26 protein-coding genes are annotated in these 24,295 nt (G+C 71.9%); 16 read left to right on the top strand and 10 right to left on the bottom strand.

What is annotated here, in order from left to right; translation table 11 throughout:
* The first annotated feature begins 122 nt into the window (after positions 1 to 122).
* The 4 genes from pdhA to ACQP0N_RS00590 all read left to right on the top strand — a co-directional run bounded on the left by pdhA (position 123) and on the right by ACQP0N_RS00590 (position 4,145).
* Positions 123 to 1,298 carry a pyruvate dehydrogenase (acetyl-transferring) E1 component subunit alpha gene (pdhA, locus tag ACQP0N_RS00605; RefSeq protein WP_433116715.1) on the top strand — a complete coding sequence of 392 codons (1,176 nt, stop codon included), beginning with the start codon at positions 123 to 125 and terminating at the stop codon, positions 1,296 to 1,298.
* On the top strand, positions 1,298 to 2,287 hold the full coding sequence (locus tag ACQP0N_RS00600; protein WP_433116714.1) for an alpha-ketoacid dehydrogenase subunit beta: 990 nt from the start codon (positions 1,298 to 1,300) through the stop codon (positions 2,285 to 2,287). The genes pdhA and ACQP0N_RS00600 overlap by 1 nt, the downstream gene beginning before the upstream one ends.
* A 5-nt stretch (positions 2,288 to 2,292) precedes the next feature.
* Entirely contained in the window at positions 2,293 to 3,786 is a 1,494-nt protein-coding gene (locus ACQP0N_RS00595; RefSeq protein WP_433121337.1) for a dihydrolipoamide acetyltransferase family protein, read from the top strand.
* Between the two features lie 218 nt (positions 3,787 to 4,004).
* Entirely contained in the window at positions 4,005 to 4,145 is a 141-nt protein-coding gene (locus tag ACQP0N_RS00590) for a hypothetical protein (RefSeq protein WP_357129538.1), read from the top strand.
* An 872-nt stretch (positions 4,146 to 5,017) separates the two neighbouring features.
* Here ACQP0N_RS00590 and ACQP0N_RS00585 read toward each other — a convergent pair.
* A complete protein-coding gene (locus ACQP0N_RS00585) occupies positions 5,018 to 5,188 on the bottom strand; it encodes a hypothetical protein (RefSeq protein ID WP_433116712.1) in 171 nt (56 codons plus the stop codon).
* A 254-nt stretch (positions 5,189 to 5,442) separates the two neighbouring features.
* Between ACQP0N_RS00585 and ACQP0N_RS00580 the strand changes: the two genes are divergently transcribed.
* From ACQP0N_RS00580 to ACQP0N_RS00570, 3 genes are all read left to right on the top strand, one after another.
* A complete protein-coding gene (locus ACQP0N_RS00580) occupies positions 5,443 to 6,435 on the top strand; it encodes a hypothetical protein (RefSeq protein WP_433116710.1) in 993 nt (330 codons plus the stop codon).
* Positions 6,432 to 7,013, top strand: coding sequence for an LppU/SCO3897 family protein (locus ACQP0N_RS00575; RefSeq protein WP_433116708.1), 582 nt, complete (start codon positions 6,432 to 6,434; stop codon positions 7,011 to 7,013). Before ACQP0N_RS00580 ends, ACQP0N_RS00575 begins: the two co-directional genes overlap by 4 nt.
* Positions 7,014 to 7,135: 122 nt before the next feature.
* Positions 7,136 to 8,974 carry an NHL domain-containing thioredoxin family protein gene (locus ACQP0N_RS00570; RefSeq protein WP_433116707.1) on the top strand — a complete coding sequence of 613 codons (1,839 nt, stop codon included), beginning with the start codon at positions 7,136 to 7,138 and terminating at the stop codon, positions 8,972 to 8,974.
* A 40-nt stretch (positions 8,975 to 9,014) separates the two neighbouring features.
* Here ACQP0N_RS00570 and ACQP0N_RS00565 read toward each other — a convergent pair whose 3' ends face one another.
* Genes ACQP0N_RS00565 through ACQP0N_RS00555 form a run of 3 tightly spaced genes read right to left on the bottom strand, consistent with a single transcriptional unit; the run spans position 9,015 to position 11,333 of the window.
* Positions 9,015 to 9,764 (bottom strand): LamB/YcsF family protein, encoded by a 750-nt coding sequence (locus tag ACQP0N_RS00565; RefSeq protein ID WP_433116705.1) that lies wholly within the window; start codon positions 9,762 to 9,764, stop codon positions 9,015 to 9,017.
* Positions 9,748 to 10,710, bottom strand: a complete 963-nt coding sequence (locus ACQP0N_RS00560; protein WP_433116703.1) for a biotin-dependent carboxyltransferase family protein — start codon at positions 10,708 to 10,710, stop codon at positions 9,748 to 9,750. Before ACQP0N_RS00560 ends, ACQP0N_RS00565 begins: the two co-directional genes overlap by 17 nt.
* Positions 10,608 to 11,333: a 5-oxoprolinase subunit B family protein gene (locus ACQP0N_RS00555; RefSeq protein WP_433116701.1), complete on the bottom strand. Its 726-nt coding sequence runs from the start codon at positions 11,331 to 11,333 to the stop codon at positions 10,608 to 10,610. The genes ACQP0N_RS00560 and ACQP0N_RS00555 overlap by 103 nt, the downstream gene beginning before the upstream one ends.
* A gap of 172 nt (positions 11,334 to 11,505) precedes the next feature.
* Between ACQP0N_RS00555 and trhA the strand changes: the two genes are divergently transcribed.
* Positions 11,506 to 12,183, top strand: a complete 678-nt coding sequence (gene trhA / locus ACQP0N_RS00550) for a PAQR family membrane homeostasis protein TrhA (RefSeq protein WP_357129520.1) — start codon at positions 11,506 to 11,508, stop codon at positions 12,181 to 12,183.
* 303 nt (positions 12,184 to 12,486) lie between these two features.
* Here the strand turns inward: trhA and ACQP0N_RS00545 are convergent, their stop codons facing one another.
* Positions 12,487 to 12,771 (bottom strand): DUF6458 family protein, encoded by a 285-nt coding sequence (locus ACQP0N_RS00545; RefSeq protein ID WP_355048483.1) that lies wholly within the window; start codon positions 12,769 to 12,771, stop codon positions 12,487 to 12,489.
* A gap of 113 nt (positions 12,772 to 12,884) precedes the next feature.
* On the opposite strand from ACQP0N_RS00545, the gene ACQP0N_RS00540 reads away from it, so the two are divergent.
* Positions 12,885 to 13,424 carry a SixA phosphatase family protein gene (locus ACQP0N_RS00540; protein WP_433116699.1) on the top strand — a complete coding sequence of 180 codons (540 nt, stop codon included), beginning with the start codon at positions 12,885 to 12,887 and terminating at the stop codon, positions 13,422 to 13,424.
* A gap of 46 nt (positions 13,425 to 13,470) precedes the next feature.
* Here the strand turns inward: ACQP0N_RS00540 and ACQP0N_RS00535 are convergent, their stop codons facing one another.
* The 4 genes from ACQP0N_RS00535 to ACQP0N_RS00520 form a co-directional block, all read right to left on the bottom strand.
* Positions 13,471 to 13,740, bottom strand: a complete 270-nt coding sequence (locus tag ACQP0N_RS00535; protein ID WP_007454197.1) for a DUF6458 family protein — start codon at positions 13,738 to 13,740, stop codon at positions 13,471 to 13,473.
* 230 nt (positions 13,741 to 13,970) lie between these two features.
* Positions 13,971 to 15,827 (bottom strand): acyl-CoA dehydrogenase, encoded by a 1,857-nt coding sequence (locus ACQP0N_RS00530; protein ID WP_433121335.1) that lies wholly within the window; start codon positions 15,825 to 15,827, stop codon positions 13,971 to 13,973.
* A gap of 128 nt (positions 15,828 to 15,955) precedes the next feature.
* Positions 15,956 to 17,083 (bottom strand): PP2C family protein-serine/threonine phosphatase, encoded by a 1,128-nt coding sequence (locus ACQP0N_RS00525; RefSeq protein ID WP_433116697.1) that lies wholly within the window; start codon positions 17,081 to 17,083, stop codon positions 15,956 to 15,958.
* A 101-nt stretch (positions 17,084 to 17,184) separates the two neighbouring features.
* Positions 17,185 to 17,823: a septal ring lytic transglycosylase RlpA family protein gene (locus tag ACQP0N_RS00520; protein ID WP_433116695.1), complete on the bottom strand. Its 639-nt coding sequence runs from the start codon at positions 17,821 to 17,823 to the stop codon at positions 17,185 to 17,187.
* A gap of 187 nt (positions 17,824 to 18,010) precedes the next feature.
* Here ACQP0N_RS00520 and ACQP0N_RS00515 point away from each other — a divergent pair, with 187 nt between their 5' ends.
* Genes ACQP0N_RS00515 through ACQP0N_RS00505 form a run of 3 tightly spaced genes read left to right on the top strand, consistent with a single transcriptional unit; the run spans position 18,011 to position 20,134 of the window.
* Positions 18,011 to 18,562 carry a phosphoribosyltransferase family protein gene (locus ACQP0N_RS00515; protein WP_433116693.1) on the top strand — a complete coding sequence of 184 codons (552 nt, stop codon included), beginning with the start codon at positions 18,011 to 18,013 and terminating at the stop codon, positions 18,560 to 18,562.
* Between the two features lie 33 nt (positions 18,563 to 18,595).
* Complete coding sequence (locus ACQP0N_RS00510; protein WP_433116691.1) at positions 18,596 to 19,645, top strand: questin oxidase family protein; 1,050 nt, start codon at positions 18,596 to 18,598, stop codon at positions 19,643 to 19,645.
* A gap of 57 nt (positions 19,646 to 19,702) precedes the next feature.
* A complete protein-coding gene (locus ACQP0N_RS00505) occupies positions 19,703 to 20,134 on the top strand; it encodes an ASCH domain-containing protein (RefSeq protein WP_433116689.1) in 432 nt (143 codons plus the stop codon).
* A 7-nt stretch (positions 20,135 to 20,141) separates the two neighbouring features.
* Here ACQP0N_RS00505 and ACQP0N_RS00500 read toward each other — a convergent pair whose 3' ends face one another.
* Positions 20,142 to 21,023, bottom strand: coding sequence for an LLM class flavin-dependent oxidoreductase (locus ACQP0N_RS00500; RefSeq protein ID WP_433116687.1), 882 nt, complete (start codon positions 21,021 to 21,023; stop codon positions 20,142 to 20,144).
* A 131-nt stretch (positions 21,024 to 21,154) separates the two neighbouring features.
* Here ACQP0N_RS00500 and ACQP0N_RS00495 point away from each other — a divergent pair, with 131 nt between their 5' ends.
* From ACQP0N_RS00495 to ACQP0N_RS00480, 4 genes are all read left to right on the top strand, one after another.
* Complete coding sequence (locus tag ACQP0N_RS00495) at positions 21,155 to 21,859, top strand: dihydrofolate reductase family protein (RefSeq protein WP_433116685.1); 705 nt, start codon at positions 21,155 to 21,157, stop codon at positions 21,857 to 21,859.
* A 15-nt stretch (positions 21,860 to 21,874) separates the two neighbouring features.
* Positions 21,875 to 22,519, top strand: coding sequence for a dihydrofolate reductase family protein (locus ACQP0N_RS00490; protein ID WP_433116683.1), 645 nt, complete (start codon positions 21,875 to 21,877; stop codon positions 22,517 to 22,519).
* Positions 22,520 to 22,654: 135 nt separating this feature from the next.
* Positions 22,655 to 23,227, top strand: a complete 573-nt coding sequence (locus ACQP0N_RS00485; RefSeq protein ID WP_433116681.1) for a 2'-5' RNA ligase family protein — start codon at positions 22,655 to 22,657, stop codon at positions 23,225 to 23,227.
* Between the two features lie 61 nt (positions 23,228 to 23,288).
* A complete protein-coding gene (locus tag ACQP0N_RS00480; protein WP_433116679.1) occupies positions 23,289 to 24,263 on the top strand; it encodes a hypothetical protein in 975 nt (324 codons plus the stop codon).
* Positions 24,264 to 24,295: the final 32 nt, after the last annotated feature.

Here is a 24,295-nt window from a genome sequence, read left to right as displayed (position 1 = left end):
GCAACCCCCACCCGGGCTAGGCGCGGCCGCCAGGAACCGGTCCGGCAGCAGCCGGACAGGCGCACGAGTTGCGTGGCCGGGTGACCCCCCGGTGCCGACGCAGACACGACAGGGAGAGACCGATGGCAAAGGGCGACCCCGGGGGCACCACCCGCAGCAGGCGGGCAGCTCCCCGCTCCAGAAAGGGCGCGGCCGGCAACCCCGAGCTGGTGCAGCTGCTCACCCCCGAAGGCGAGCGGATCGACAGCGCCACCGGACCGGACGGCACCGAGTACCGCGTCGACTTCACCGACGAGGAGTACCGCGGGCTCTACCGCGACCTGGTGCTGGTCCGCAAGCTGGACGCCGAGGCGACCGCGTTGCAGCGGCAGGGCGAACTGGGCCTCTGGGCCAGCCTGCTCGGCCAGGAGGCGGCGCAGGTCGGCTCGGGGCGCGCCCTGCGTACCCAGGACATGGCCTTCCCGACCTACCGGGAGCACGGCGTCCTCTACTGCCGGGGCATCGACCCGATCATGCCGCTCGGCCTGTTCCGCGGCGTCGACCAGGGCGGCTGGGACCCGAACGAGTTCAAGTTCAACATGTACACGATCGTCATCGGGGCGCAGACCCTGCACGCGACCGGGTACGCCATGGGCATCACCATGGACGGCAAGGTCGGCACCGACGACGGCGAGGCCGCGATCGCCTACTTCGGTGACGGGGCCACCAGCCAGGGCGACGTCAACGAGGCATTCGTCTGGGCCAGCGTGTTCAACGCGCCCCTGGTCTTCTTCTGCCAGAACAACCAGTACGCGATCTCCGAGCCGCTGGAGCGGCAGACCCGTGTCCCGCTCTACCAGCGGGCCGCCGGCTTCGGTTTCCCCGGCGTACGGGTGGACGGCAACGACGTGCTGGCGTCGTACGCGGTCACCCGCACGGCGCTGGACAACGCGCGGCACGGGCAGGGCCCGAGCCTGATCGAGGCGTACACCTACCGGATGGGCGCGCACACCACCTCCGACGATCCGACCCGCTACCGGATCGCCAGCGAGGTGGAGTCGTGGCAGGCGAAGGACCCGATCCTGCGGGTCAAGACCTTCCTGGAGAAGCAGCAGATCGCCGACGCGGCCTTCTTCGCCGAGGTCGACGAGCAGGCCCGCCTTGAGTCGGTGCACCTGCGCGAGCGGGTGCTCAGCATGCCCAACCCGGAGCCGGTGACGATGTTCGACCACGTCTACCCCAACGGCTCCCCGCTGCTTGACGAGCAGCGTGCGCAGTTCAACCGCTACATGGAGTCGTTCGAGGGGAGCGCCCACTGATGGCCACGGAGACGCTCACCCTCGGCAAGGCCCTCAACACCGGTCTGCGCCGCGCCCTGGAGAACGACAGCAAGGTCGTCATCATGGGCGAGGACGTCGGCAAGCTCGGCGGCGTCTTCCGGATCACCGACGGGCTCCAGAAGGACTTCGGCGACCAACGGGTGATCGACACCCCGCTCGCCGAGTCCGGCATCATCGGCACCGCCGTCGGCCTGGCCATCCGTGGCTACCGGCCGGTCTGCGAGATCCAGTTCGACGGCTTCGTCTACCCGGCGTACGACCAGATCGTGTCGCAGGTGGCGAAGATGCACTACCGCTCGGGCGGCAAGCTCCGCATCCCGATGGTCATCCGGATTCCGTTCGGCGGTGGCATCGGCGCGGTCGAGCACCACTCCGAGTCGCCGGAGGCGTACTTCGCGCACACCGCCGGCCTGAAGGTGGTGACCTGCGCCAACCCGCAGGACGCGTACGTGATGATCCAGCAGGCCATCGCCTCGGACGACCCGATCGTCTTCCTGGAGCCCAAGCGGCGCTACTGGGAGAAGGGCCAGGTGGACCTGGACGCGCCGCTGTCCGACGCGTACCCGCTGCACTCGGCCCGGGTGGTGCGGCCCGGCACGGACGCGACCGTGCTGGCGTACGGCCCGATGGTGCGCACCTGCCTGGAGGCCGCGACGGCCGCCGCCGAGGACGGCCGGGAGCTGGAGATCATCGACCTCCGCACGCTGTCCCCGCTGGACCTGGGCGCGGTCTACGAGTCGGTGAAGCGCACCGGCCGCGCGGTCGTGGTGCACGAGGCGCCGTCCAACATCGGGCTGGGCGCCGAACTGGCCGCCCGGATCACCGAGGAGTGCTTCTACTCCCTGGAGTCGCCCGTGCTGCGGGTCACCGGCTTCGACACCCCCTACCCGGCGGCCCGGGTGGAGGAGGAGTACCTGCCCGACCTCGACCGGGTGCTCGACGCCGTCGACCGCACCTTCGGCTGGTGAGCGACATGTCCCGGATCAAGACGTTCAACCTGCCCGACCTGGGCGAAGGGCTGACCGAGGGCGAGATCCTGGCCTGGCTGGTCAAGGTCGGCGACACCATCGAGCTGAACCAGCCGATCGTCGAGGTCGAGACGGCCAAGGCGGCGGTGGAGATCCCGGCGAAGTGGGCCGGACAGGTGCAGGCGATCCACCACCCGGAGGGCACCACGGTCGAGGTCGGTACGCCGATCATCGCGATCGACACCGACCCGGGCGCCGGCCCGCTGGACGTCCCGTCCACCACGGCCACGCCCGCCGGTGACCTGCCCACTCCGTCGGCGGCATCGCTGGCGGCAGTGGAGGTGGCCCCGGCCGAGGGCATGGTCGAGCCCGGTCTCATCGGCGGTCCCGCCCCGGGCGGCCGCACGGCGGTCCTGGTCGGCTACGGCCCCCGTACGACAACGGCAAAGCGCCGCCCCCGCAAGGGTGCCGTCCCGGCACAGACCGCGACCACCGCGACCACCGCTGGGGTCGATCATGGAATTGTGGTGGGTGACAAAAACATCCCAACTCCCGCAAGTACGACACCACGAGTCCATGATCGACGCGACGGGGCGGGGTTCGGCGGGGCAGGCGTTCTGGCTAAGCCGCCGGTTCGGAAGCTTGCCAAGGATCTTGGGGTTGATCTGCGGGCGGTGATCGGGTCGGGGCCGCTGGGCTCGATCACGCGGGAGGACGTACAGCAGGCGTCCCGCGGGGCCGTGGCGGCCGAGCCGGTCGCGACCACCTCGACCGCGACGAGCGCCGCGAGCTTCGGCGCGGACCGTGAGCAGCGCATCCCGGTCAAGGGGGTCCGTAAGCTCACCGCCGAGAACATGTCGCGCTCGGCGTTCACCGCCCCGCACGTGACGGAGTTCCTGACCGTCGACGTGACGCGGGCGATGAGGGCGTTGGAGCGCCTACGTGGCCGGCGCGAGTGGCGCGACGTACGGGTCTCGCCCCTGCTGCTGGTGGCGAAGGCCGTGCTGCTGGCCGTCAAGCGTCACCCCATGGTCAACTCGACCTGGGCGGGTGACGAGATCGTGGTCAAGGAGTACGTCAACCTCGGTATCGCGGCGGCGACCGAACGCGGCCTGATCGTGCCCAACGTCAAGGACGCCGGCCGGCTCTCGCTGCGCGAGTTGGCCGACGCGCTCAACGGTCTGGTGCAGACGGCGAAGTCCGGCCGCACCTCGCCCGCCGACATGTCCGGCGGCACCCTGACCATCACCAACGTCGGGGTGTTCGGCGTGGACACCGGAACGCCGATCCTGCCGCCGGGTGAGTCGGCGATCCTCGCCTTCGGCGCGGTGCGGGAGATGCCCTGGGTGCACAAGGGCAAGGTCAAGGTCCGCCAGGTGACCACCCTGGGGTTGAGCTTCGACCACCGAATCATCGACGGTGAGCTGGGCTCGAAGTTCCTGCGCGACATCGGCGACTTCCTCGCGGACCCCGAGGCGGCGCTGCTCGCCTGGACCTGACGGTTCGAGACGCCAGCCACGGCCGATGTGCCACGGGTTAACGCCCGGCACACCGGCCGTGTCCGTTGGGCGAAGGAACCGTCGGCGTCGAGCCCTGTTGACCTTTGATTGTTAGGCAGGTGTCTCAGCTCACCTAATAATCGATGGAAGTTGGCCGGCTTCTGCGGTTGAATAGACACATCAGGGGCCGACAACCGAATAGCCAGGGGGACCCAGCAATGAGCAGCATGATCGAGCGAATCCGCAACCACCGCGACGCCAACCGCCGCGCCCGTGCCATCGAGCACGCGTTGCGCTCGGCGAACTCGCCGGCCGTGCGCGAGGAGCTTCTCGTCATCGCCCAGCGTCACATGAGCTGACGCTCCACAACTTTCCTCACCTCCTCCAGATCGATGGCCCACCCGGCCCACCGGGTGGGCCATCGGCGTTCCGCCCGTGCGTCACACCGGGACGCCGGCACGTGACACCGGGATTCCGCACCGCCGCAGCGCCCGGTACGGTGGGCTTCGGTCGCCGTCCGCCGGCCCGGCCGACGCCGAGCCGATAGAAGCTACTCGACACCACCCGGCGACGGGCAGTGACGACCGGTGCTCCTTTGGACGCCCCAAGGGGCCACCGGATACGGTGCGGGGAGCCGGCACGGCGGTACGCCGGTGACGCCGGCAGCCATGCCGAGGAGACCGATCGGCACCGGCGGCCGACATGTGATGGAGGAGGCGCACCCATGACGTCCGAGGGCCCGCACCGTCCCGGCCAGGAGCCGGACGAGGTGTCACCGGGCGCCGGCGGACCGGCGCCGTACGGCGACCGCCCGGCGCAGCCGGACAACGGCAACAACGCCGCCGGCCCCGACCTGGGCTGGGCACCACCCCCGCCGCCCGCGCGGCCGAACCCGTCCTGGGCGACCCAGGTGGAGCAGCAACCGAACCCCGCATGGGGCGCTGCCGCCGCGCCGCAGCCCAGCGATCCGGCGCAGCCCGCCTGGGCCGCCGGAGGCCCTCCGGAGCCGGCCCCGACCGCCCAGTGGACTCCCGCGCAGCAGGCCTGGACGCCACCCGAGCAGCCGGCCCCCGCCTGGCCCGCCGCCTCCGAGCAGCAGCCCGACTGGGCGCAGGCCCAACCGGCCGCGCGTGGCGCCGCCCAGGTGCCCCCGGCTACCGCCGCCTGGCCCGCCCAGGACGACCCGTCCCGCTCCGGCGGATGGGCCGCCGGCGCTGCCCCGGTCAGCCCGTCAGCCCCCCAGTGGCACGCCGAGCCGGCGCAGCACGCCGGCCGCGCTGGCGTACCCGCGCAGCAGGACGACCCGTCGGGATCGGGCGGATGGCCCGTCGGTGCCGCCGCCGCCCGGGAGGACCAGCCCGTGTGGACGCCGGCCGAGCAGCCGCCCCAGACCTGGGGCCAACCGGCCGAGCAGGCCGAACAGGCATCCCCGGCTGGGCGCCGGCCGAAGCGCGCGGCGCGGCCCAGGTCCCGGCCGGTGCGTGGCCCGCGCAGGACGAGGCCCCGCAGCCGACGGCCTGGGGTGGCGCAGAGAGTCGTCCGCAGCAGCCGGACTGGGTGCTTCCGTCCCAGGACCAGCCCGTCGAGCGTCCGGAACCGACCGCATGGCCCCAAGCCGAGCAGGCCGGCCCCGCGACCGCCCGGGCCAGCGTCAGCGTGCCCGGCACCGACGTGACGCCCGGCTGGGCGGCCGCCGGCCCGGACAACCAGGCGCCGGCCTCTCCCGGCGTCGCCCACACCGAGCCGTGGGCAGCGGGCGAGGTGTGGGGCCGCGCCGAGGCGGAGGCATCCGCACAGGCCCGCGGCGGTTGGGACGCCGACCGGGGTGACGAGCCGCCGGTGTACCAGCCCGCGCCCGCGCCCGGCATCTCACCCGCCAACGCCGTGCCGCTGCCACCGCAGGAGCAGCGCGTGCCGGGTGCGAGCCTCGCCGCCGCCCCACCGGCCGACTACGTGCCCCCGACGCCGTTCGCCGCGCTCCCCGAGCAGCCGGCGTTCCCCGAGCGGGACACCCCGGACGTGCAGCACGACGCCGAGCCGGTCGGCTGGGGCCGGGGCGAGGAGGCCTCCGCGGGTGCCGCCGTGGTGCCCGCTCCGCGTACCTCGCCGGAGTCCGGGGCGGGCCGCGCGGTCGTACCGGCGGCGGACGCCGACTCGTCCGCCGGCCCGGCGGGCCGCGCCTCGGCGAGCGCTTCGGTGCCCCTGGCCAGCCGCGTGATGCCCCCGGCCGACCAGGCGATGCGGCCGGCCAGCGCGGCCGCACCCCAACCCCGGGTGTACGGCCGTCCGTCCCGGCCCGACGAGGACGAGCCGGAGCAGGCGGGTCCGGCGGCGTTCCAGGCCAGCCCGAGCCCCGAACACCCGGGTGCGCCCGACTGGCAGCAGGCGCCCGACCGCCCGGCCGTACCGGACTGGCAGCAGGACGCCGGTCGTCCCGGCGTGCCCGACTGGCAGCAGGCACCCGAGCGCCCGAGCCCGCCGGACTGGCAGAACGGGCCGGAACGGCAGGGCTTCCCGGGTGGGGCGAGGAAGCGCCGTCCGCACCGAACGGTTTCGGTGAGCCGCCCGCAGCGGCCGCCGCCGCGCCGCCGGCCTTCCCGCCCGGTGTGCCGTCCTTCGTCGACGCGCCGGGCAACAACCGGCCGATGAACGGGGTTCGGCCGCAGTCCGGCGGTGAGCGTCCGGACGACCGCTTCGGACCGGGCGCGCCGGCCGCCGGCACCGCCACGCCGAACGGCGCTGCGGGCTTCGGACCAGCCGTCGAGCAGCCGCCGGGGGCGCAGTTCCCGGCCTTCCCACCGCCGCAGCCCACGCCGTCCTGGGGCCAGGAGGCCAGCCAATCTGACCAGGGCCGGTTCGACTCGTTCAAGCCGGACGCCGACGAGCCCAAGGTGGAACCGCCCACGCCGAAGGTGCGCAACGGGCGGGTGCTGGCCGCGGTGCTGATCGCCGCCGTGCTCATCCTGGCGGTGCCGCTCGGTCTGCTCATGTTGCTCGGCAAGTTCGGTGGCGGGAACGACACGCCGGCCTTCGACCCGGCGGTCGGCACCTGCGTCAAGCAGGTCGGCCAGGGCGCCTCGGAGGTGCCCTGCACCGACGCGGGCGCGTTCACGATCGTCTCCAAGGTGGATGCCAAGGACAAGTGCGCCGACCCGGCGCAGCCCCACGTGGTGCTGCCCGGCGAGGGCACCAACCGGGTGCTCTGCCTGAAGCCGGCCACCAAGTAGGACCGACGACGGCGGGGTCACGGGCGACCGTGACCCCGCCGCTTCGCGTCCGGGTGGTCCCGGCGCGTGATGTCGTCCGGGTCACGACGGCCGCACCGATGCCGCGTGGCAGGCTGGCAGGCATGGGAACGACAGCGCGCGTACGGGCACCCGAGCTTCGGGGCCGGCAGTGGCTCAACACCGGCGGCAAGGATCTGACTCTCCAGGATCTGCGTGGCAAGATCGTTCTTGCCGACTTCTGGACCTTCTGCTGCATCAACTGCCTGCACGTGCTGGACGAGCTTCGGCCGCTGGAGGAGAAGTACGGCGACGTGCTCGTCGTGATCGGCGTGCACTCGCCGAAGTTCGAGCATGAGAAGGACGCCGACGCGCTGGTCGCCGCCGTCGAACGGTACGGGGTGCACCACCCCGTACTCGATGATCCTGAGCTGGACATGTGGCAGCAGTACGCGGCCCGTGCCTGGCCGACCCTGTCGGTGATCGACCCCGAGGGGTACGTGGTGGCCACCATGGCCGGCGAGGGTCACGCCGAAGGGCTGGCCCGGCTGATCGACGAGCTGATCGCCACCCACGAGGCGAAGGGCACCCTGCACCGGGGCGACGGGCCGTACGTTCCTCCGCCGGCGCCGGAGACGGCGCTGCGGTTCCCGGGCAAGGCGGTGCTGCTCCCGGACGGCAACCTGCTGGTCTCCGACTCGGCGCGGCACTCGCTGGTCGAGGTGGCCCCGGACGGCGAAACGCCGGTACGCCGGATCGGCTCGGGCGAGCGGGGTCGAGCCGACGGGCCGGTCGGCTCGGCGACCTTCTCCGAGCCGCAGGGCCTGTGCCTGCTGCCCACGCACGTCGCCGAGGTGGCCGGTTACGACCTGGTGGTCGCCGACACCGTCAACCACCTGCTGCGGGGCGTACGGCTGGAGTCCGGCGAGGTGGTCACCGTCGCCGGCAGCGGCCGGCAGTGGCGTGCCTCGGTCGACGACCACGCCCACGACGCGCTCGCCGTGGACCTCTCCTCCCCGTGGGACCTGGCCTGGTACGACGACAAGCTGATCATCGCTATGGCGGGTATCCACCAGCTCTGGTGGTTCGACCCGATCAAGCGGACCGCCGGCATGTACGCGGGCACCACCGTGGAGGCGCTGCGGGACGGGCCGCTGCCCGAGGCGTGGATGGCGCAGCCGTCGGGGCTGTCCGTCTCGGCGGACGGCGTCCGGCTCTGGGTGGCCGACAGCGAGACCAGCGCCGTCCGGTACGTCGAGAACGGGGTGCTGGGCACCGCCGTCGGCCAGGGTCTGTTCGACTTCGGGCACGTGGACGGGCCGGCCGAGTCGGCGCTGCTGCAACACCCGCTGGGCGTGTGCGCGTTGCCGGACGGCTCGGTGCTGATCGCGGACACCTACAACGGCGCGGTGCGCCGCTTCGACCCGGCCAGCAACCAGGTCTCGACAGTGGCGGACGGGTTGGCCGAGCCGAGCGACCTGGTGCTCACCCCGTCCGGTGAGGTGCTGGTGGTGGAGTCCGCCGCGCACCGGCTGACCCGGCTCGCTCCGGGCGCCCTGTCGGCGGCGGGCGCGAGCACGGTGGACGGCCCTCGGCACCGCACCGAGCGCAAGCCGACCGACGTGGCGGCCGGCGAGGTCACCCTGGACATCGTCTTCACCCCCGCCCCGGGCCAGAAGCTGGACGAGACGTACGGGCCGTCCACCCGTCTGGTCGTCTCGGCGTCCCCGCCGGAGCTGCTGCTCGACGGCGGCGGTACGGGCACCGAACTGTCCCGCCGGCTGGTGCTCAACGGCGAGGTCACCGGCGGGGTGCTCCAGGTGACCGCGCAGGCGGCGACCTGCGACGCGGACGTCGAGCACGCGGCCTGCCACCTGACCCGGCAGGACTGGGGGGTCCCGGTACGCCTGGTCGACGGCGCCACAACCCGGCTGCCCCTGGTGCTGCGCGGCCTCGACGCGTAACGCGGCGGGCCCGTAGCGCTGCGGCCCCGGTGCGTGGCGCTCAGGCGAACGGGGCCACCGTGACTCCGGCGTCGATCAGGCTGGCGCGAACCAGCTCGGTGGCGGACACCGCGCCCGGGGTGTCGCCGTGGACGCAGATCGACTCGACCGGGCAGGGGATCACGGTGCCGTCCACCGCCACGACGGTCCGTTCGGTGGCCATCCGTACCGCCCGGGTGGCCACCTCCTCCGGGTCGCTGATCAGCGCGCCGGGCGTACCGCGCGGCACCAGCGCCCCGTTGGGCAGGTAGCCGCGGTCGGCGAAGGCTTCGGCGACCACCGGTAGGCCCGCGCCGACGGCGAGTTGGGCGAGCGTGGAGCCGGGCAGACAGAGCACGGGCAGGTCGGGGTTGTGGTCGCTGACTGCGGCGACCACGGCCGCTGCCTGGGACTCGTCGGTGGCGGCGGCGTGGTACAGCGCGCCGTGCGGCTTGAGGTAGCGCACCCGGGTCCGAAAGATCCGGCAGAACGCGTCCAGGGCCCCCAACTGGTAGGTGATCTCGTCGCGCAGCTCGGTGAAGTCGTACGCGATCCGCCGCCGCCCGAAGCCGGCCAGGTCCCGGTAGCCGACCTGCGCGCCCACCGCCACCCCGTGCCGCACCGCGCCCTCGCAGACCCGTCGCATCGTCGACGGGTCGCCGCCGTGGAAGCCGCAGGCCACGTTGGCGCTGGTCACCAGGGCCAGCAGGGCGTCGTCGTCGCCGAGCCGCCAGATGCCGAATCCTTCGCCCAGGTCAGCGTTGAGGTCCATGAAACCTGACGGTAGTACCTGGGCGGGCCTGCGCGAGCGGGGTCACGTCGGTGACCACCCCGATGACCGGGTAACCGCCGGTGGTCGGATGGTCCGCGAGGAAGATCAGGGGTTGGCCGTCCGCCGGCACCTGCACCGCGCCGAGCACGATGCCCTCGCTGGGCAGTTCGCCGGCCACCGCGCGGGGCAGCGGCGCGCCGGCGAGCCGCGCGCCGACCCGGTTGCTGACCGGGCTCACGGTGTACGCGCTGCCGAACAGCCGGTCGAGAGCGGTGGGGGTGAACCAGTCGTCACGGGGGCCGAGGCGTACGCCCAAACGCAGTTCCGGCGCGGGGGTTGCACCGATTGTCACGTCCACCGGTGGGGGTTCGCCGGTCGGTACGCCGAGCGGCAGCCGGTCACCGTCGCGCAGTGGGGCCGGGCCGAGACCTGCGAGGGTGTCGGTGGAGCGGCTGCCCAGCACCGTCGGCACGTCGATGCCCCCGGCCACGGCCAGCCAGCTCCGTACGCCCTGACGGGCCGGGCCGACGCGCAGCACCGTACCGGCGGGCAGGCTGAGCGGGCGTCCGGTGTCGCCCGCCCGGTCCCCGGCCCGGACGGTCACCGGCGCGCCGGTGATGGCCACGGTGGTGGCGCGGGTCAGCCGCAGCGCGCAGCCGGTCAGGGTGATCTCCAGGCCGGCGGCCTCCTCGGCGTTGCCGACCAGCCGGTTGGCGAAGCGCAGGGCGGCCGGGTCGAGCGCGCCGGAGCGGGGTACGCCGAGGTGCGCCCAGCCGGGCCGGCCGAGGTCCTGCACGGTGGTGAGCGCCCCGGCGCGCAGCACCTCGATCTCGGCGGGACCTGTCACGCCGTCACCATCCGTACGCGGGTGCCGGGGCCGAGCCGGGCGGGCGGGTCGCTGTCGACGTCGAAGAGGGGCAGGTCGGTCCGGCCGACCAGCAGCCATCCGCCGGGGGACGCGCTGGGATAGATCCCGGCGTACGGGCCGGCCAGGGCGACCGAGCCGGCCGGTACCCGTGGGCGTGGGGTGGGCAGCCGGGGCAACGCCAGCTCGGCGGGGAGCCCGGTCAGGTAGGGAAAGCCAGGGGCGAAGCCGCAGAACGCGACCCGAAACGGCGTGTCGGTCAGACGACGCCGCACCGCCGGCACGTCGACGCCCCAGTGCTCGGCGACGACCGGCAGGTCCGGCCCGTCGAACAAAACCGGAACGACGACGTCCGCGCCATGGGCCTCGTGCGTCGATCTTGCAGTTTCTGTTGTCGATATGACCTGATCAGGCTGTTTCGTCGGCGCAGAAAGTGCAAGATCGGCGGGAGGGGAGGGGGCGCTCGCGGCGGCGGTGACTTCGGGTGCCCAGCGGGACAGCAGGGCGGCGGTTGCGGTGGGGTTTGGTAGCCCGTCCAGTAGGACCGTGGTGGCTGCGGGGACGATCTCCACTGCGGCCAGGTCCCCGTGTTCGCGGCGCTGCCACAACTCGGCCCGCCACGCCTCCACGAGTTCAGACGCGGTCAGGCCGGTGGCGCTGAACTCGATCAAAAGGGCGTGCGCCCCAACGGGCCGAATCCGCATCGCCCCATCTTCACCGACGGGTGTCGTTTCCATCCCTCACGATCTTGCACTTTCTGTGGCGACAAAAGGAGCTGCCCACTCATTTCAACCACCGAAACCGCAAGATCGGCGCGTGCCACGTGTCACCGGTCGGACTACTTGAAAGTAACCTACGGTGCCGTAACCTGAGGGCGTGAGCACCTCCGCCCCGCTTCGCCTGAAGCCGGTCGACATCGGCAAGCCCCGGATGCGCGGCTGGCTACACACGTACGCCTTCTTCGTCGCGCTGGTCGCCGGCATCGTGCTCTGCTCGATCGCCGCCAGCCGCCCGGGGTGGGCGCCCCTCGTGAGCTGCGCCATCTATAGCCTGACGGTCTGCGGGCTGTTCGGCACCAGCGCCCTCTACCACCGTCGAGTGTGGTCGGAGCGCGGCTACCAGGTGATGCGCCGGATGGACCACTGCATGATCTTCGTGTTCATCGCCGGCACGTACACCCCGCTCTGCACCATGCTGCTCTCCACCCGGCAGGCCACCATCATGCTGGCCCTGGTCTGGGGTGGGGCTCTCGGCGGCGTGGCGCTGAAGCTCGTCTGGCCGCACGCGCCGCGCTGGGTCTCGGCGCCGCTCTACCTGGCGCTCGGCTGGGTCGCGGTCGCCATGCTGCCGGACATCCTGCACGGCGGCGGTGTCACGGCCTTGGTGCTGCTGATCGTCGGCGGTGCCATCTACAGCGTCGGCGCGGTGTTCTACGCCCTGCGCCGGCCCAACCCGTGGCCGACGGTCTTCGGCCACCACGAGTTCTTCCACGCGTGCACGCTGGTGGCCGCGCTGTGCCACCACGTCGCGATCTACTTCGCGTTGTTCGCCTGAGTGGCTCCGGCTGGCGAGCCGCTGACGGAACGGCTGGTGGCGACCGCTTGCGGGCGGGAGCCAGGGGTGGTCGGGCGTCCTTTGCTCTGCTTCAGTGCAGGAAACACCTGACGTCCGATAAGCGGACACCGTGTGTTTCCTCCGCTGAAGCAGAGCAAAGGGGGTTGCGGCAGTGGCCTCCGCCGCCCGGCGACCGGGCCGCTACCGATGCCCCGGCACCTCCGGGCTCCGCACATACGTGAGCCGGGGCCCCGCCACGCTGCGGGACCCCGGCTCACGCGGTCAGGGGTCAGGGGTCAGGGGTCAGACCGGACGGCCCGGCCGACGCACCTCGCGGTACTCCCGCATGACCTGGTCGTCCTGGACCGGCACCACCCGGTCGACCACCACGTCCTCGCGGACCGGCGCGGCGACCACGGTACGACGGCGGCTGTTCCAGAAGTAGAGGGTGACGAGCAGGCCGGCGACGCCGGCGAGCATCAGCACCCAGCCGACCACGGACAGGTTCAGCCAGCCCAGGTCGGCCTCCACGGCGAATGCGAAGATCGCGCCCAGCGCGATCAGGAAGATGCTGCCACCAATGCCCATGTCTCGCTCCTCGGCTCTAACCTGGCGTACGACCCGCCGCGGCCGTTGGTAGGGGGTGCGGCATCCCTGGACTTACCCCGGCAGGATGATCGCCAATCGGGCAAGCTGTGGGCATGACGGACAGCCCCGCCGAGGCGCGGACACTGGTGTTGCTCCGGCACGCGAAGGCCGAGCCGGGCAGCGAGGGTACGGACGACGCCCAGCGCCCGCTGAGCGCCCGTGGGGAGGCCGACGCGGCGGCGGCCGGGGCATGGTTGGCCCACCACGACCTGCTGCCCGACGTGGTGATCTGCTCGACCGCCCTGCGGACCCGGCAGACCTGGCACGGCGTGGCGATGGGAATGACGGGTTCGCCCCCGGAGGGCGGGCCGGCCGGTCCCCGCCCGAGCGTGCGTTACGAGCCCGGCGCGTACGACGCCCACCCCGAGGAGTTGTTGTCGCTGACCCGCACGGCCGATCCGGCGGCTCGGGTGGTGCTGTTGATCGCCCACAATCCGGGTGTCTCGCTGCTCTCCGCGTTTCTCGACCCGGAGACGGCGGACGAGGAGGGACTGCGGACCGCCGAACTGGCGGTGCACCGCAGCGCGGCCACCTGGACCCAGTGGGACCGGGGCGGAGCGCCGATCGCCCAGCGGCACACGGCACGCGGCTGAGCCACCCGCCGTTCGGCGGGTGGCTCAGGCGTACGCGCTCAGGGGGTCAGGACGGTGGCGCGGTCGGCGGCGGCGGGTCCGGCGGCGGAGGCATCATCGCCGTGGGATGGGACAGCCGGTTCTCCTCCACGATGAGGGTCCGGGCCCGCTTGCGCCGGTCCTGCCAGAACCAGAGGGTGGTCAGGAGCACGGCGAGCCCGGCCAGGATGAACACCCAGCCGACCGCGCGCAGGTCGATCCACCAGACGTTGGCCCGGATCGCGAAGGTCATGATCGCGCCGAGCGCGATGAGAAAGATGCCGCTTCCTACACCCATGTGCGCTGCACTCCCCCGTGCGGTGGCTCTGGGCGTTCCCGTGGTCGAGGCGGGTTACCCGCCACGGCAGCGGCATACCCGACCGCGCCCGGCCAACACGCGCCGCACGTCGTACCGCTCGGCTGGTGGCCCCGGGGACGGCGACGGCCGGCGGGGCGCGAGGCCCCACCGGCCGTCGGGAGGGTGCCGGGTGGTGCGACCCGGAACCGCTCAAGCGTGCCGTGGCACGGTCAGAAGGCCTCCTCCGGGAGGTCCATGACGTCGAGGTCGGCACCCTCGATGATGCGCCGGTCGGCGCCGATTCGCGGCAGCACCTCACGGGCGAAGAACCGGGCGGCGGCCACCTTGCCGGTGTAGAACGCCTTGTCGGTGGCGGACACCTCGCCGGCGAGGGCCTTGAGCGCGACGTCGGCCTGCTTCTGCAGCAGCCAACCGACGACCAGGTCACCGATCGCCAGCAGGAACCGCCGGCTGCTCAGGCCGACCTTGTAGAGCGCGCGGGGGTCGCCGGCCTGCGCCTCACCCAGCCAGCCGGTCAGCACACCGAGGATGTTCTGAATCTCGGCCAGCGCCTTGCCGAGCGCCTGCCGCTCCTCCTTGAGCTGACCGTTGCCCGCCTCGCTGGAGATGAACTCCTGGATCTCGCCGGACACCGCCAGCAGCGCCTTGCCGTTGTCCCGGACGATCTTGCGGAAGATCAGGTCGAGGCTCTGGATGGCGGTGGTGCCCTCGTACAGGGTGTCGATCTTGGCGTCCCGGACGTACTGCTCCAGTGGGTAGTCCGCAAGGAAGCCGGAGCCACCGAAGGTCTGCAGTGACTCGTGGCCGAGCAGCTCGTACGCCCGCTCCGAACCGACGCCCTTCACCAGCGGCAGCAGCAGGTCGTTGACCCGCTTGGCCAGCTTGGTGGCCTTCTCGTCGCCGGCCGCCTCGGCGAGCGCGACCTTGTCCTGCCAGGTGGCGGTGTAGAGGACCAGGGCCCGCAGACCCTCGGCGTACGACTTCTGCAGCAGCAGCGAGCGCCGCACGTCCGGGTGGTGGGTGATGGTGACCCGAGGGGCGGTCTTGTCGGCCTGCTGGACCAGGTCGGCGCCCTGCACGCGGTTCTTCGCGTACTCCAGGGCGTTCAGGTAGCCGGTGGAAAGCGTGGCGATCGCCTTGGTGCCGACCATCATCCGGGCGTACTCGATGATCATGAACATCTGCCGGATGCCGTCGTGCTTGTCGCCCAGCAGCCAGCCCTTGGCCGGTACGCCGTGCTCGCCGAAGGTCATCTCGCAGGTGTTGGAGACCTTCAGGCCCATCTTGTGCTCGACGTTCGTGGCGTAGACGCCGTTGCGCTCGCCCAGCTCGCCGGTGGTCTCGTCGAAGTGGAACTTGGGCACGACGAACAGCGACAGGCCCTTGGTGCCGGGGCCGCCGACGCCCTCCACGCCGACCGGGCGGGCCAGCACGTAGTGCACGATGTTGTCGCTCAGGTCGTGCTCGCCCGAGGTGATGAAGCGCTTCACGCCCTCGATGTGCCAGCTGCCGTCGGGCTGCTGGATCGCCCGCGTACGACCCGCTCCCACGTCCGAACCGGCGTCCGGCTCGGTGAGCACCATGGTGGAGCCCCACTGCTTGTCGATGAAGAGCTTGGCCCAGCCCTTCTGCCGCTCGGTCCCCTCGACGTGCAGCACGTGCGCGAAGGAGGGGCCGGAGGAGTACATCCAGACCGGCGCGTTAGCTCCGAGCACCAACTCGGCGAGGGCCCACCAGAGGGCACGCGGGGCGTTGGTGCCACCCAGGGCCGGCGGCAGGTCCAGCCGCCAGAACTCCGAGTCCATGAACGCCTGGTACGACTTCTTGAACGAGTCCGGCAGCGGCGCGGTGTGCGTGGCCGGGTCGAAGACCGGTGGGTTGCGGTCGCTGTCCGTGTAGCTGGCGGCCAGGTCCTCGCGGGCCAGGCGGTCCACCTCGGCGAGGAAGCTCCGGGCGGTGTCGGTGTCCAGTTCCGAGTACGGCTCCTGGCCGAACGCCCGGTCCGCCCCGAAGACCTCGAACAGGTTGAACTCGAGGTCCCGAAGGTTGCTCTTGTAGTGGGTCATGCTCACTGGCCCCGCTTCCGGACAGGTGTTACCGATCAGTAACCCCGACTGTATTACTCGCGGGTAGGCAGCGACAAGCCGATCAGTGGAGTGACGGCGATTACACAGTTTCCGAGCGGTGGACCCGTTCAGCTCTCGGCGGCGCCGACTTCCCAGCTCGGCACGGCCGACGTGGCCCCGGTACGGGAACCGACGTACTCCATGAGGACCAGCGCGATGTCGTCGTCCAGGCGGCCGTGCACCCACTCGACGAGGGCGGTCTCCAGCGACGCGAGCCCGTCGGCGACCGTGCCGTGCCCGAGCAGCCGCCACGCGCGGTCGGCGGTGGGGAAGAACTCGCCGTCCCGCCGGGCCTCCCCGAGACCGTCGGTGAACAACAACAGGCGGTCGCCCGGCTCCAGGCGTTCCACCCGGGGCCGGACCGCCGGCATGAACCCGAGCGGCGGCGCGGGCGCCGGCGGCTCCAGCGGGATCACCGCGCCCCGGCGCAGCAACAGCGGAGAGGGGTGGCCGCAGTTGACGATCGTCAGCGTCCCGCCCCGCTCCTCGACCAGCGCGGCCGTCACGAAGTCTTCGTCGCCGACGTTGCGGGCCACCGCGCGATCCAGGTCGGCGACCACGGCACGCAGGTCGGCCCGCTCGTAGGCCACGTGCCGGTACGAACCCAGGACGATGCTGGCCAGGCGGACCGCGTCGAGACCCTTGCCACGTACGTCACCGATGATCATGCGGACGCCGTACGGGGTGTCGATCGCCTCGTACAGGTCCCCGCCGATCTCGGCGGTGGCGGTGGAGGAGATGTAGCGGCCGGCCACCGAGAGCATGCCGATCTGCGGTCCGAGCGGACGCAGCACGGCCTGCTGGGCCACCGACGCGAGCTTGGTCAGCTCGGCGATCTGCTCCGCCTGCCGCTGTCGTACCCAGGCCACCGCCACGGCCAGCCCGCTCGCGAGCCCGACCGCCACCATGTTGACCGAGGTCACCAACATCATCCGCGGGTCGGTCGCCGCGAAGGCGATCCCGATCAGGGTCGCCACGGCGCCCACGCCCAGCACCACCCGCCAGGCCGCCAGCGCGGCGGCCAGGATCGGGGCGGCGGCCAGGAGCGCGACGTAGTGCACCCGGCGGCCGTCGGCCAGTTCCAGCACCGAGACGATCGCGAGCAGGACGACGGCCGCGCCGATGCCGGCGCGGGATCCGGGGCTCAGCGGGCTACGGCCCGACTGGAGGAGTCGCGTGCGTACGAGGGACAGCATGCCTGATCGACGTGAACCGGTGAATGAACCTGGCCCGTCGTCCGAGGATGTTCTGTCCACCCGGCCCACGCTCGTGGCCGTATCGGCGTTCTCGAATACGCTCAGCCGAGAACCTCGTAGCGAACGGTGAGCGCGCCGACGTCGACCGAGGCGATGGTCGCGAAGGCGGCCCGGGACAGGTCGAGGCAGCGACCGTCGATGAACGGCCCGCGGTCGTTGATCCGCACGACGACCGACTTGCCGTTGCTCGGGTTGGTCACCCGGACCTTGGTGTTGAACGGCAGGGTCTTGTGCGCCGCGGTCAACTCGTTCGGGTTGAACGACTCACCGTTGGCCGTGAGCTGCCCGTCGGAGTAGAAGGACGCGCCACACGATCCGCTCTCCAGGACCTTCGCCGCCGCCGTGGTCTTCTTGGCCTTGGTGGGGCTCGGCTTCGGCGACGCGGTGCGGGCCTCGCCCCGGGAGGCGGCCTGCGGCGAGCGGCTGGCGGACGGGCTGGCCGTCACGCTGGGTGTCGCGGTGGCACTGGCGCTCGGCGAGACGCTCGGGGAGCCGGGGGTGAGGCTGGCGGCGGTGGTGGGGGTGAAGTCCAACGCCGCCTGGCCCGACTGGCCGGAGCCCGACGTGAGCTGGACGGCGCCGACCGTGCCGCCGACGGCCAGGGCGACGCCGACCGCCGCGGTGGCCGCGATGCCCGCCGGGGAGGAGAAGATGCGGGTACGGGAGTGCCTACCTGCCACCGGCCCGATCCTTTCGTCGATTGAACAAACCGGGTCGGACCGTAACGAGAGAAGCACTTCCGAAGTCAACGTGATCATGGTGGTATGCCAGTATTTGCCCCAGTAGCTCTAGCCGATCATCCGAGGCGGGGTGGGTCGAGCGGCCCAGGTGCGGACGCGCCGAGCGCCCGTGCCGCACGATGAGCGGATGCCCACCGAACTGACCGGACGCCTGGCCGCCCTGTTCCGCTGGATCGACCCCGGCCCGGACGTCAGCCACCTGGTCAGCGACATCTCCGGCTGGTGGCGCGACCCGACGGTGCTGGCCGAGCTGGGCCCCGCCCTGGTCGCCCCGCACCGGGAGGCCCGACCGACGGTGGTGCTCGCCCCGGCGGTCACCGGACTGCTGCTCGGACCGCTGGCCGCGACCGCCCTCGGGGTCGGCTTCGTGGCCGCGCACAAAACCGGCGACGGCAGGTTGCCGGCTGGCCCGCTCACCTGGGCACAGAGCCCGCCCGACTACCGGGGACGGCGGGTCGACCTGGCCGTCCGGGAGCGACTCCTCGGCCCCGACGACCGGGTGCTGGTGGTGGACGACTGGGTACGCACCGGCGCCCAGATCCGCGCCCTCTACGACATCTGCGCCACACGCGGCGCGCAGGTCCTCGGGGCGGCCGTGGTGGCCGTCGACTGCCCGCCGGAGACCGTCGCCGCGCTTCGGATCACCGGCCTGATCACCGGCGAGGAGTTGCCGGGTTGACCTGAAGCGCACTTCACCTTCGACCATCGACGCATGAGCGACGGAATCCTCGACGAGGCGTACGAACGGCTGCACCACACCGGTCCCGAATTCGAGGGCTGGCTCTCCAACCACGGCCCGATGGCCGTCGAGGCGCTGGCCCGGCACGGACACGAGCGAGAGGTGCACCGCTGGCTGGACGACTACGTCACCCGGCTGGACGAACTGCCGCGCGGACTGCGTCCGATCGACGACTGGCGGGCGGCGCTGGGCGACGCGAAGCGGACCGGCGACTGGCTGGAGTACTTCGACCGACAGCTGCGCGAGGCGCCGTGGCGGGACGTGCTCGGCACCTGGTGGCCCCGACTGCTGCCCGGCATCGCCGCGGGCGCCACCCACGGGGTGATCCGGGTCGGGCACGCGGTACGCGCCCTGCACCTGCACGGGGCGAACCCGCCCCGGCTCACCGAACTGGGCCAGGCCCTCGGCTACTGGGCGGCCCGTTGGCAGCCGGTGCCCGGCGCCGACCGGCTGCTCAGCTCGGTCTCGTCGGGCAACCCGGGCACCGCCGAGCCGGACGTGGCCGCCGTGCTGGCCGGGCTGCCCCGCATCGACGACCGGACCGGGGGCATCCGCGAGCGGTTGGGGCGGCTGGTGAGCGTACCCCGGTGGGAATCGGCGCTCACGGCGCTGCGCCCCGCGCGGACGCCGGCTGAGGCGGAGCGAGGGCTCGGCACGCTCGTGTACCGCGCCGGTCTCGACTACCTGCGCTTCGGGCACGCCGAGCCGGTCATGCTGGTGCACGCCGTGACGGCGCCGACCGCCGTGCTGCGTACCCTGCCGGCACTCGACCGGGCGCTCTGGGCGCCAAGCTTCGCCGCGGCCTGGGCCGCGACGGCGGCCGTGACCTCGGTGTACGCCTCGAGTGACGCGGTGACGCCGCCGTCGGTCGCCGCCGGGACCCCGGCGGAGATCTTCGCCCGGGCGGTCCGGCACGGCGACGAACACGTGGTCAAGCTGGCCGACGCGGTCCTCGACGCCCACGCGGCCACCGGTGACCAGCGGCTGCTCGACGCCGCCGGCTACGCCGTGCAGTTGATCTGAGCCGCGCGGGACGGATTACGGCGGCGCATCCGGCCGCGCTGGCCTAGCCTCGGCAGGATGTGGCCTCGGATCGGTGACCTGCGCACGCTCGCCCTCGGCACGCCGGGCGAGCTGCGGACGACCCTGAACACGCTGGTGCTGGCCGGTGTGAAGACCGCGACCGCCGGACGGCTGGCCGAGTACGCCGAAGAGAACGAGGAGCTGGAGCAGGTCGGCGAACGGCTGGCGCTCGTCGACGACGACGACGCGTTGGCCGGCGTCGTCGAGATCACCGGTGTCGAGGTGGTCCGCTTCGGCGACGTGCCCTGGGAGTTCGCCCGCGCCGAGGGCGAGGGCGACCGCTCGATCGAGGAGTGGCGGGCGGGGCACGCCGCCTACTGGGGGCGGCTCGGCACACCCGTCGACGACGACACCCCGATCGTCTGCCTGCGCCTGCGGCTGGTCTCCGGCGGCGAGGGCGGCGTGGCCACCGGAGACCTGGGCACCTGAGCCGGCGCTATCCGCGCAGCTCGGGCAGCAGTCGGGTCGCCACGTCGACCAGGACGGCCTCGTCGCCGGCGTACCAACTGCTGGCGCGCGGCCAGTGCGTCACCACGTCGGTGAAGCCCAACTCCGTGGCCCGGCCGACCTGGTCGGCGAAGAACTGCGCGCTGGTCAGCGAGAACACCGGCGCGGAGTCCAGCAGGAGGTAACGGTCCAGCGTCGCCGGGTCGCGGCCGGCCTCGGTGAGCGTCCGGTCCATCCGCGCGGCCAGCGTCGAGACGCTGGTCCACCAGCTCGCCAGGTCGTTGTCGTCGCCGGTGCCGGTGGTCACCCACCCCTGCCCGAAGCGGGCCACCAGCCGCATCGAGCGCGGCCCGTTGGCGGCCACCACGAACGGCACCCGGGGCTGCTGCACGCAGCCGGGGTTGTTGCGGGCGTCCACCGCGGCGAACCAGTCACCCCGCCAGGTCGTGCCGTCCTGGCGCAGGATCAGATCCAGCAACTCGGTGAACTCGGCGAACCGGTCGACCCGCTGGCGCGGCGGCAGCGTCTCGCCCCCCAGCACCGCCGAGTCGAACCCGATGCCGCCCGCACCGAGACCGAGCAGCAGTCGACCGTCCGACACGTCGTCCACCGTGGTGATCTGGCGGACGAACGCGGCTGGATGGCGGAAGTTCGGCGACGCCACGAGCGTGCCCAGTCGAATCCGGGACGTCACGGTGGCGGCGGCGGTCAGCGTGCTCATCGAGTCGAACCACGGGCCGTCGACCAGGTCCCGCCAGCCCAGGTGGTCGTACGTCCACGCGTGGTCGAAGCCCCACTCGTCGGCCTGCCGCCAGCGGTGCTGCGCCTGGCTCCAGCGCTGGTCCGGCAGGATCACGATGCCAATCCGCATGATCGCCAGCCTACCGGGACTCCTCTGTGATCCAGCTCACACGATCTTCCGGTAGGGGTGTCCCGATCGACTCCGACCTCGTTGCGAGCAGGCACCCGACGGGTGCCGCCCGAGCAGAGGGATCAAGCGAGATGACGAAGGTGACCGCGCAGCTGTCGGTGTCCCTGGACGGGTTCTACGCCGGCCCGCAGTTCGACGGCGACGGCAACTGGATCGACTCGGCCGAGGCTGCCGGCTTCTTCCGGGTCACCCGCTGGGCCACCGAGGCGGCGGCCTGGCGCGAACGGCTGGGCTTCGCCGGTGGCGAGCGGGACGCCAACTCCGACGTGCTGGCCGAGACGTTCGAGGCGGCCGGCGCGTACGTCATGGGTCGGCGGATGGCCGACGGCGGCGAGGTGCCGTGGGGCGAGGAGCCTCCGTTCCGCGCACCGGTCTTCGTCGTCACCCACCGACCCCGCGAAACCCTGCTGCGCGGCGGTGGCACGAGCTTCACCTACGTGACCGACGGAGTGGCCAGCGCGGTCGAGCAGGCGCGCGCCGTGGCCGGCGGCAAGAACGTGGCCGTGGCCGGCGGCGGCGGCCTCGTCCGACAGGTGCTCAAGGCCGGCCTGCTCGACGAATTGGAGCTGCACGTCGTACCGGTCGTGCTCGGCACCGGCCTGCGACTCCTCGACGCCGACCTCGACCTCGACGCCAAGGAGGCGATCGAGCTGACGCCGACCCGGGTCATCCACACACCGCAGGTCACCCACATCCGGTACGTCGTGGACGGCCGCGCCCCACTCGTGCTCGACGATCGGGGTCGGGGCGGCGGACCGACGACGACCACCAACTGACATCGGGGATTTCTCATGCCACAGCTACTGCGGGTGCAGTGCTTCAATGTCTCGCGTGACGGGTTCGGCACCGGGGAGGGGCAGAGTCTGGAACGGCCCTTCGGTCACGCCGACCCCACCGCATTTTTCTCCTGGCGTTCCGCCACCGCCAGTTTCATCTACCGCACCGAGCCTGGCGGGTCCCGCGGCCTGGACGACTACCTGACCCGCGACGCCGAGCACAACATCGGCGCCGAGATCATGGGCCGCAACAAATTCGGCCCCCAGCGTGGACCGTGGGAGAACCACGAGTGGCAGGGTTGGTGGGGAGACAACCCGCCGTTCCACACGCCGGTCTTCGTGCTCACCCATCACGTACGGCCGTCGTTCACCCTCGCCGACACCACGTTCCACTTCCTCGACGCCAGCCCGGCCGAGGCGCTGGCCCGGGCGAGAGAGGCAGCCGACGGACGGGACGTACGCCTCGGCGGCGGGGTCGCGACCATCCGCGAGTTCCTCGACGCCGACCTGGTCGACACCCTGCACATCGCCGTCGCCCCCGTCGACCTGCACCGGGGCGAGCGACTGTGGGACAGCCACACCGACCTGCTCGACCGCTTCCACCTGGATACGGTGCCCAGTTCCAGCGGCGTAACCCACCTGCTGTTCTGGAGGCGGTAGCCGCCCCGGCGCACACATGCCCGCGCGTCCGCAGATCTTGGACAGTTTCCGTTAGCGTGGAACGGAAACTGTCCAAGATCTGCAATCTGCGGCTGCGGGTAGACGAGCACCGGCCTTGATCGGGAAACTTCCGGGATGGAACCGACCCAGACGGCGCTCATCGTGCCGATACCCGAGGCCGAGGAAGCGGTAGGCCGGTTTCGGGACTCTCTCGACCCAGCGGCCTCATGGGGCGTGCCGGCACACGTCACCGTTCTCTACCCGTTTCTAGCGCCACAGCAGATCGACGATCAGGCCCTGACCGTGCTGAGCGGGACCACTGCCGGCATACCGCGGTTCGACGTCGCGCTGACGCACATCGGCTGGTTCGGCGACACGGTCGTATGGCTCGCACCGCAGCCGGACCGTCCGTTCGTGAACCTCACCACGGCGGTGTGGCAGCGGTTTCCCGGGACCGCGCCCTACGCGGGAGAGCACACCGATGTGGTGCCGCATCTGACCTTCGGCCAGGATGCCCCCAAGCCCACCTTGAGCCAGGCTGCGGAGACCGTCTCGGCACAGCTGCCGATCGGCGCGGCCGTCGACAGGGTTCGCCTCATCGCCGGCACACCGGGGCTGAGACCTTGGCGCACCGTCTGCGAGTTCCCCTTGGGTCCGCAAGAAGCTACCGAGGAGCCGCGGGGACGGGCTGAGAGGACAGGCTTGTGACCCCTCTGCCCCCAGCCGACGACCTGACGTCGCTGGTCCTGCGTGTTGACTTCACCGCGGCGTGGCCAGTGGCAACGTGATGACGACAAGACGAGGCGAACGGGATCAGGCCAGTCTTCAGCGGCGGCTGGAGGTATTGAAGCTGCCGGTGGTGCCACTGGAACGCCACGGATTTCTGACACCCGCAGACCGCGCGGACATGGAACGCGAGCCTGAGGCCGTCGGAATTGGGCCCGATGGGACGGCGTTCGCCGTCTGGTCACACCGGACGGCCTCCCGGCGCAAGCAGGTGACGTGGCATGCCGGTGGCAACGGGGTCCGGATTGTCGGCGCCATCGATGTGGAGACGGACCTCCCTGTGTCGTTCGTGCAACCGCTGCCGGAGGGGCGGGTCCTGCTGGTGGCGGCCCGCGCCGGGTCTGGCGTGATCAACGGTGAGGTATGGACATACGACGGCGATCTGGAGCACCGGGGCTACCTCGGTGATGCCATCGAGGAACTCCAGACGACGCCGTCCGGCAAGGTATGGGCCGGATATTTCGATGAGGGAGCGTTGGGCGGAAGCGGGCCGGAGGGACACGGCCTGGCCCGGTTCAACCAGGACCTGACCGTCGACTGGCTCTACCCGCACGATGCGGGGCTGCCGTACATCTCTGACTGCTACACGCTCAATCTGCACGGCGAAACTGCCCACTTCTGCCCGTACACGGATTTCCATATCCAGTCGGCGTCGGGTGAGAAGGTTACGGACTGGGGGGCGTCTCCCCATCGGTCCGCGCAGAGCATGCTGGTCAGTGGCGCGGACCGAGGTCTTCTCGGGGGTCCGGGCCCCGAGTACGACGTCGTGACGCTGCTGCGCATTGGTCGAGACGGTGTGCGCCGCATCGGCGGGCAGTGCCGCCTCGTGCTGCCCGATGGCATCGAAGCGTACGGTCTGCGCTACACCTGCCGGGGCGGCGACCTGCACGCCTTCACCCGAGGCACCTGGTACGGCACCGCCATGGACGAGCTACAGGCTGTTGCGCTGAGCTCATAGCGGACGTGGCCCTGAAAGGCCGGAGTGCGGGA

It is taken from the genome of Micromonospora sp. CA-246542 (genome assembly GCF_050942905.1).
Lineage (GTDB): Bacteria > Actinomycetota > Actinomycetes > Mycobacteriales > Micromonosporaceae > Micromonospora.
This window is presented reverse-complemented; position numbering and strand designations above follow the sequence as displayed.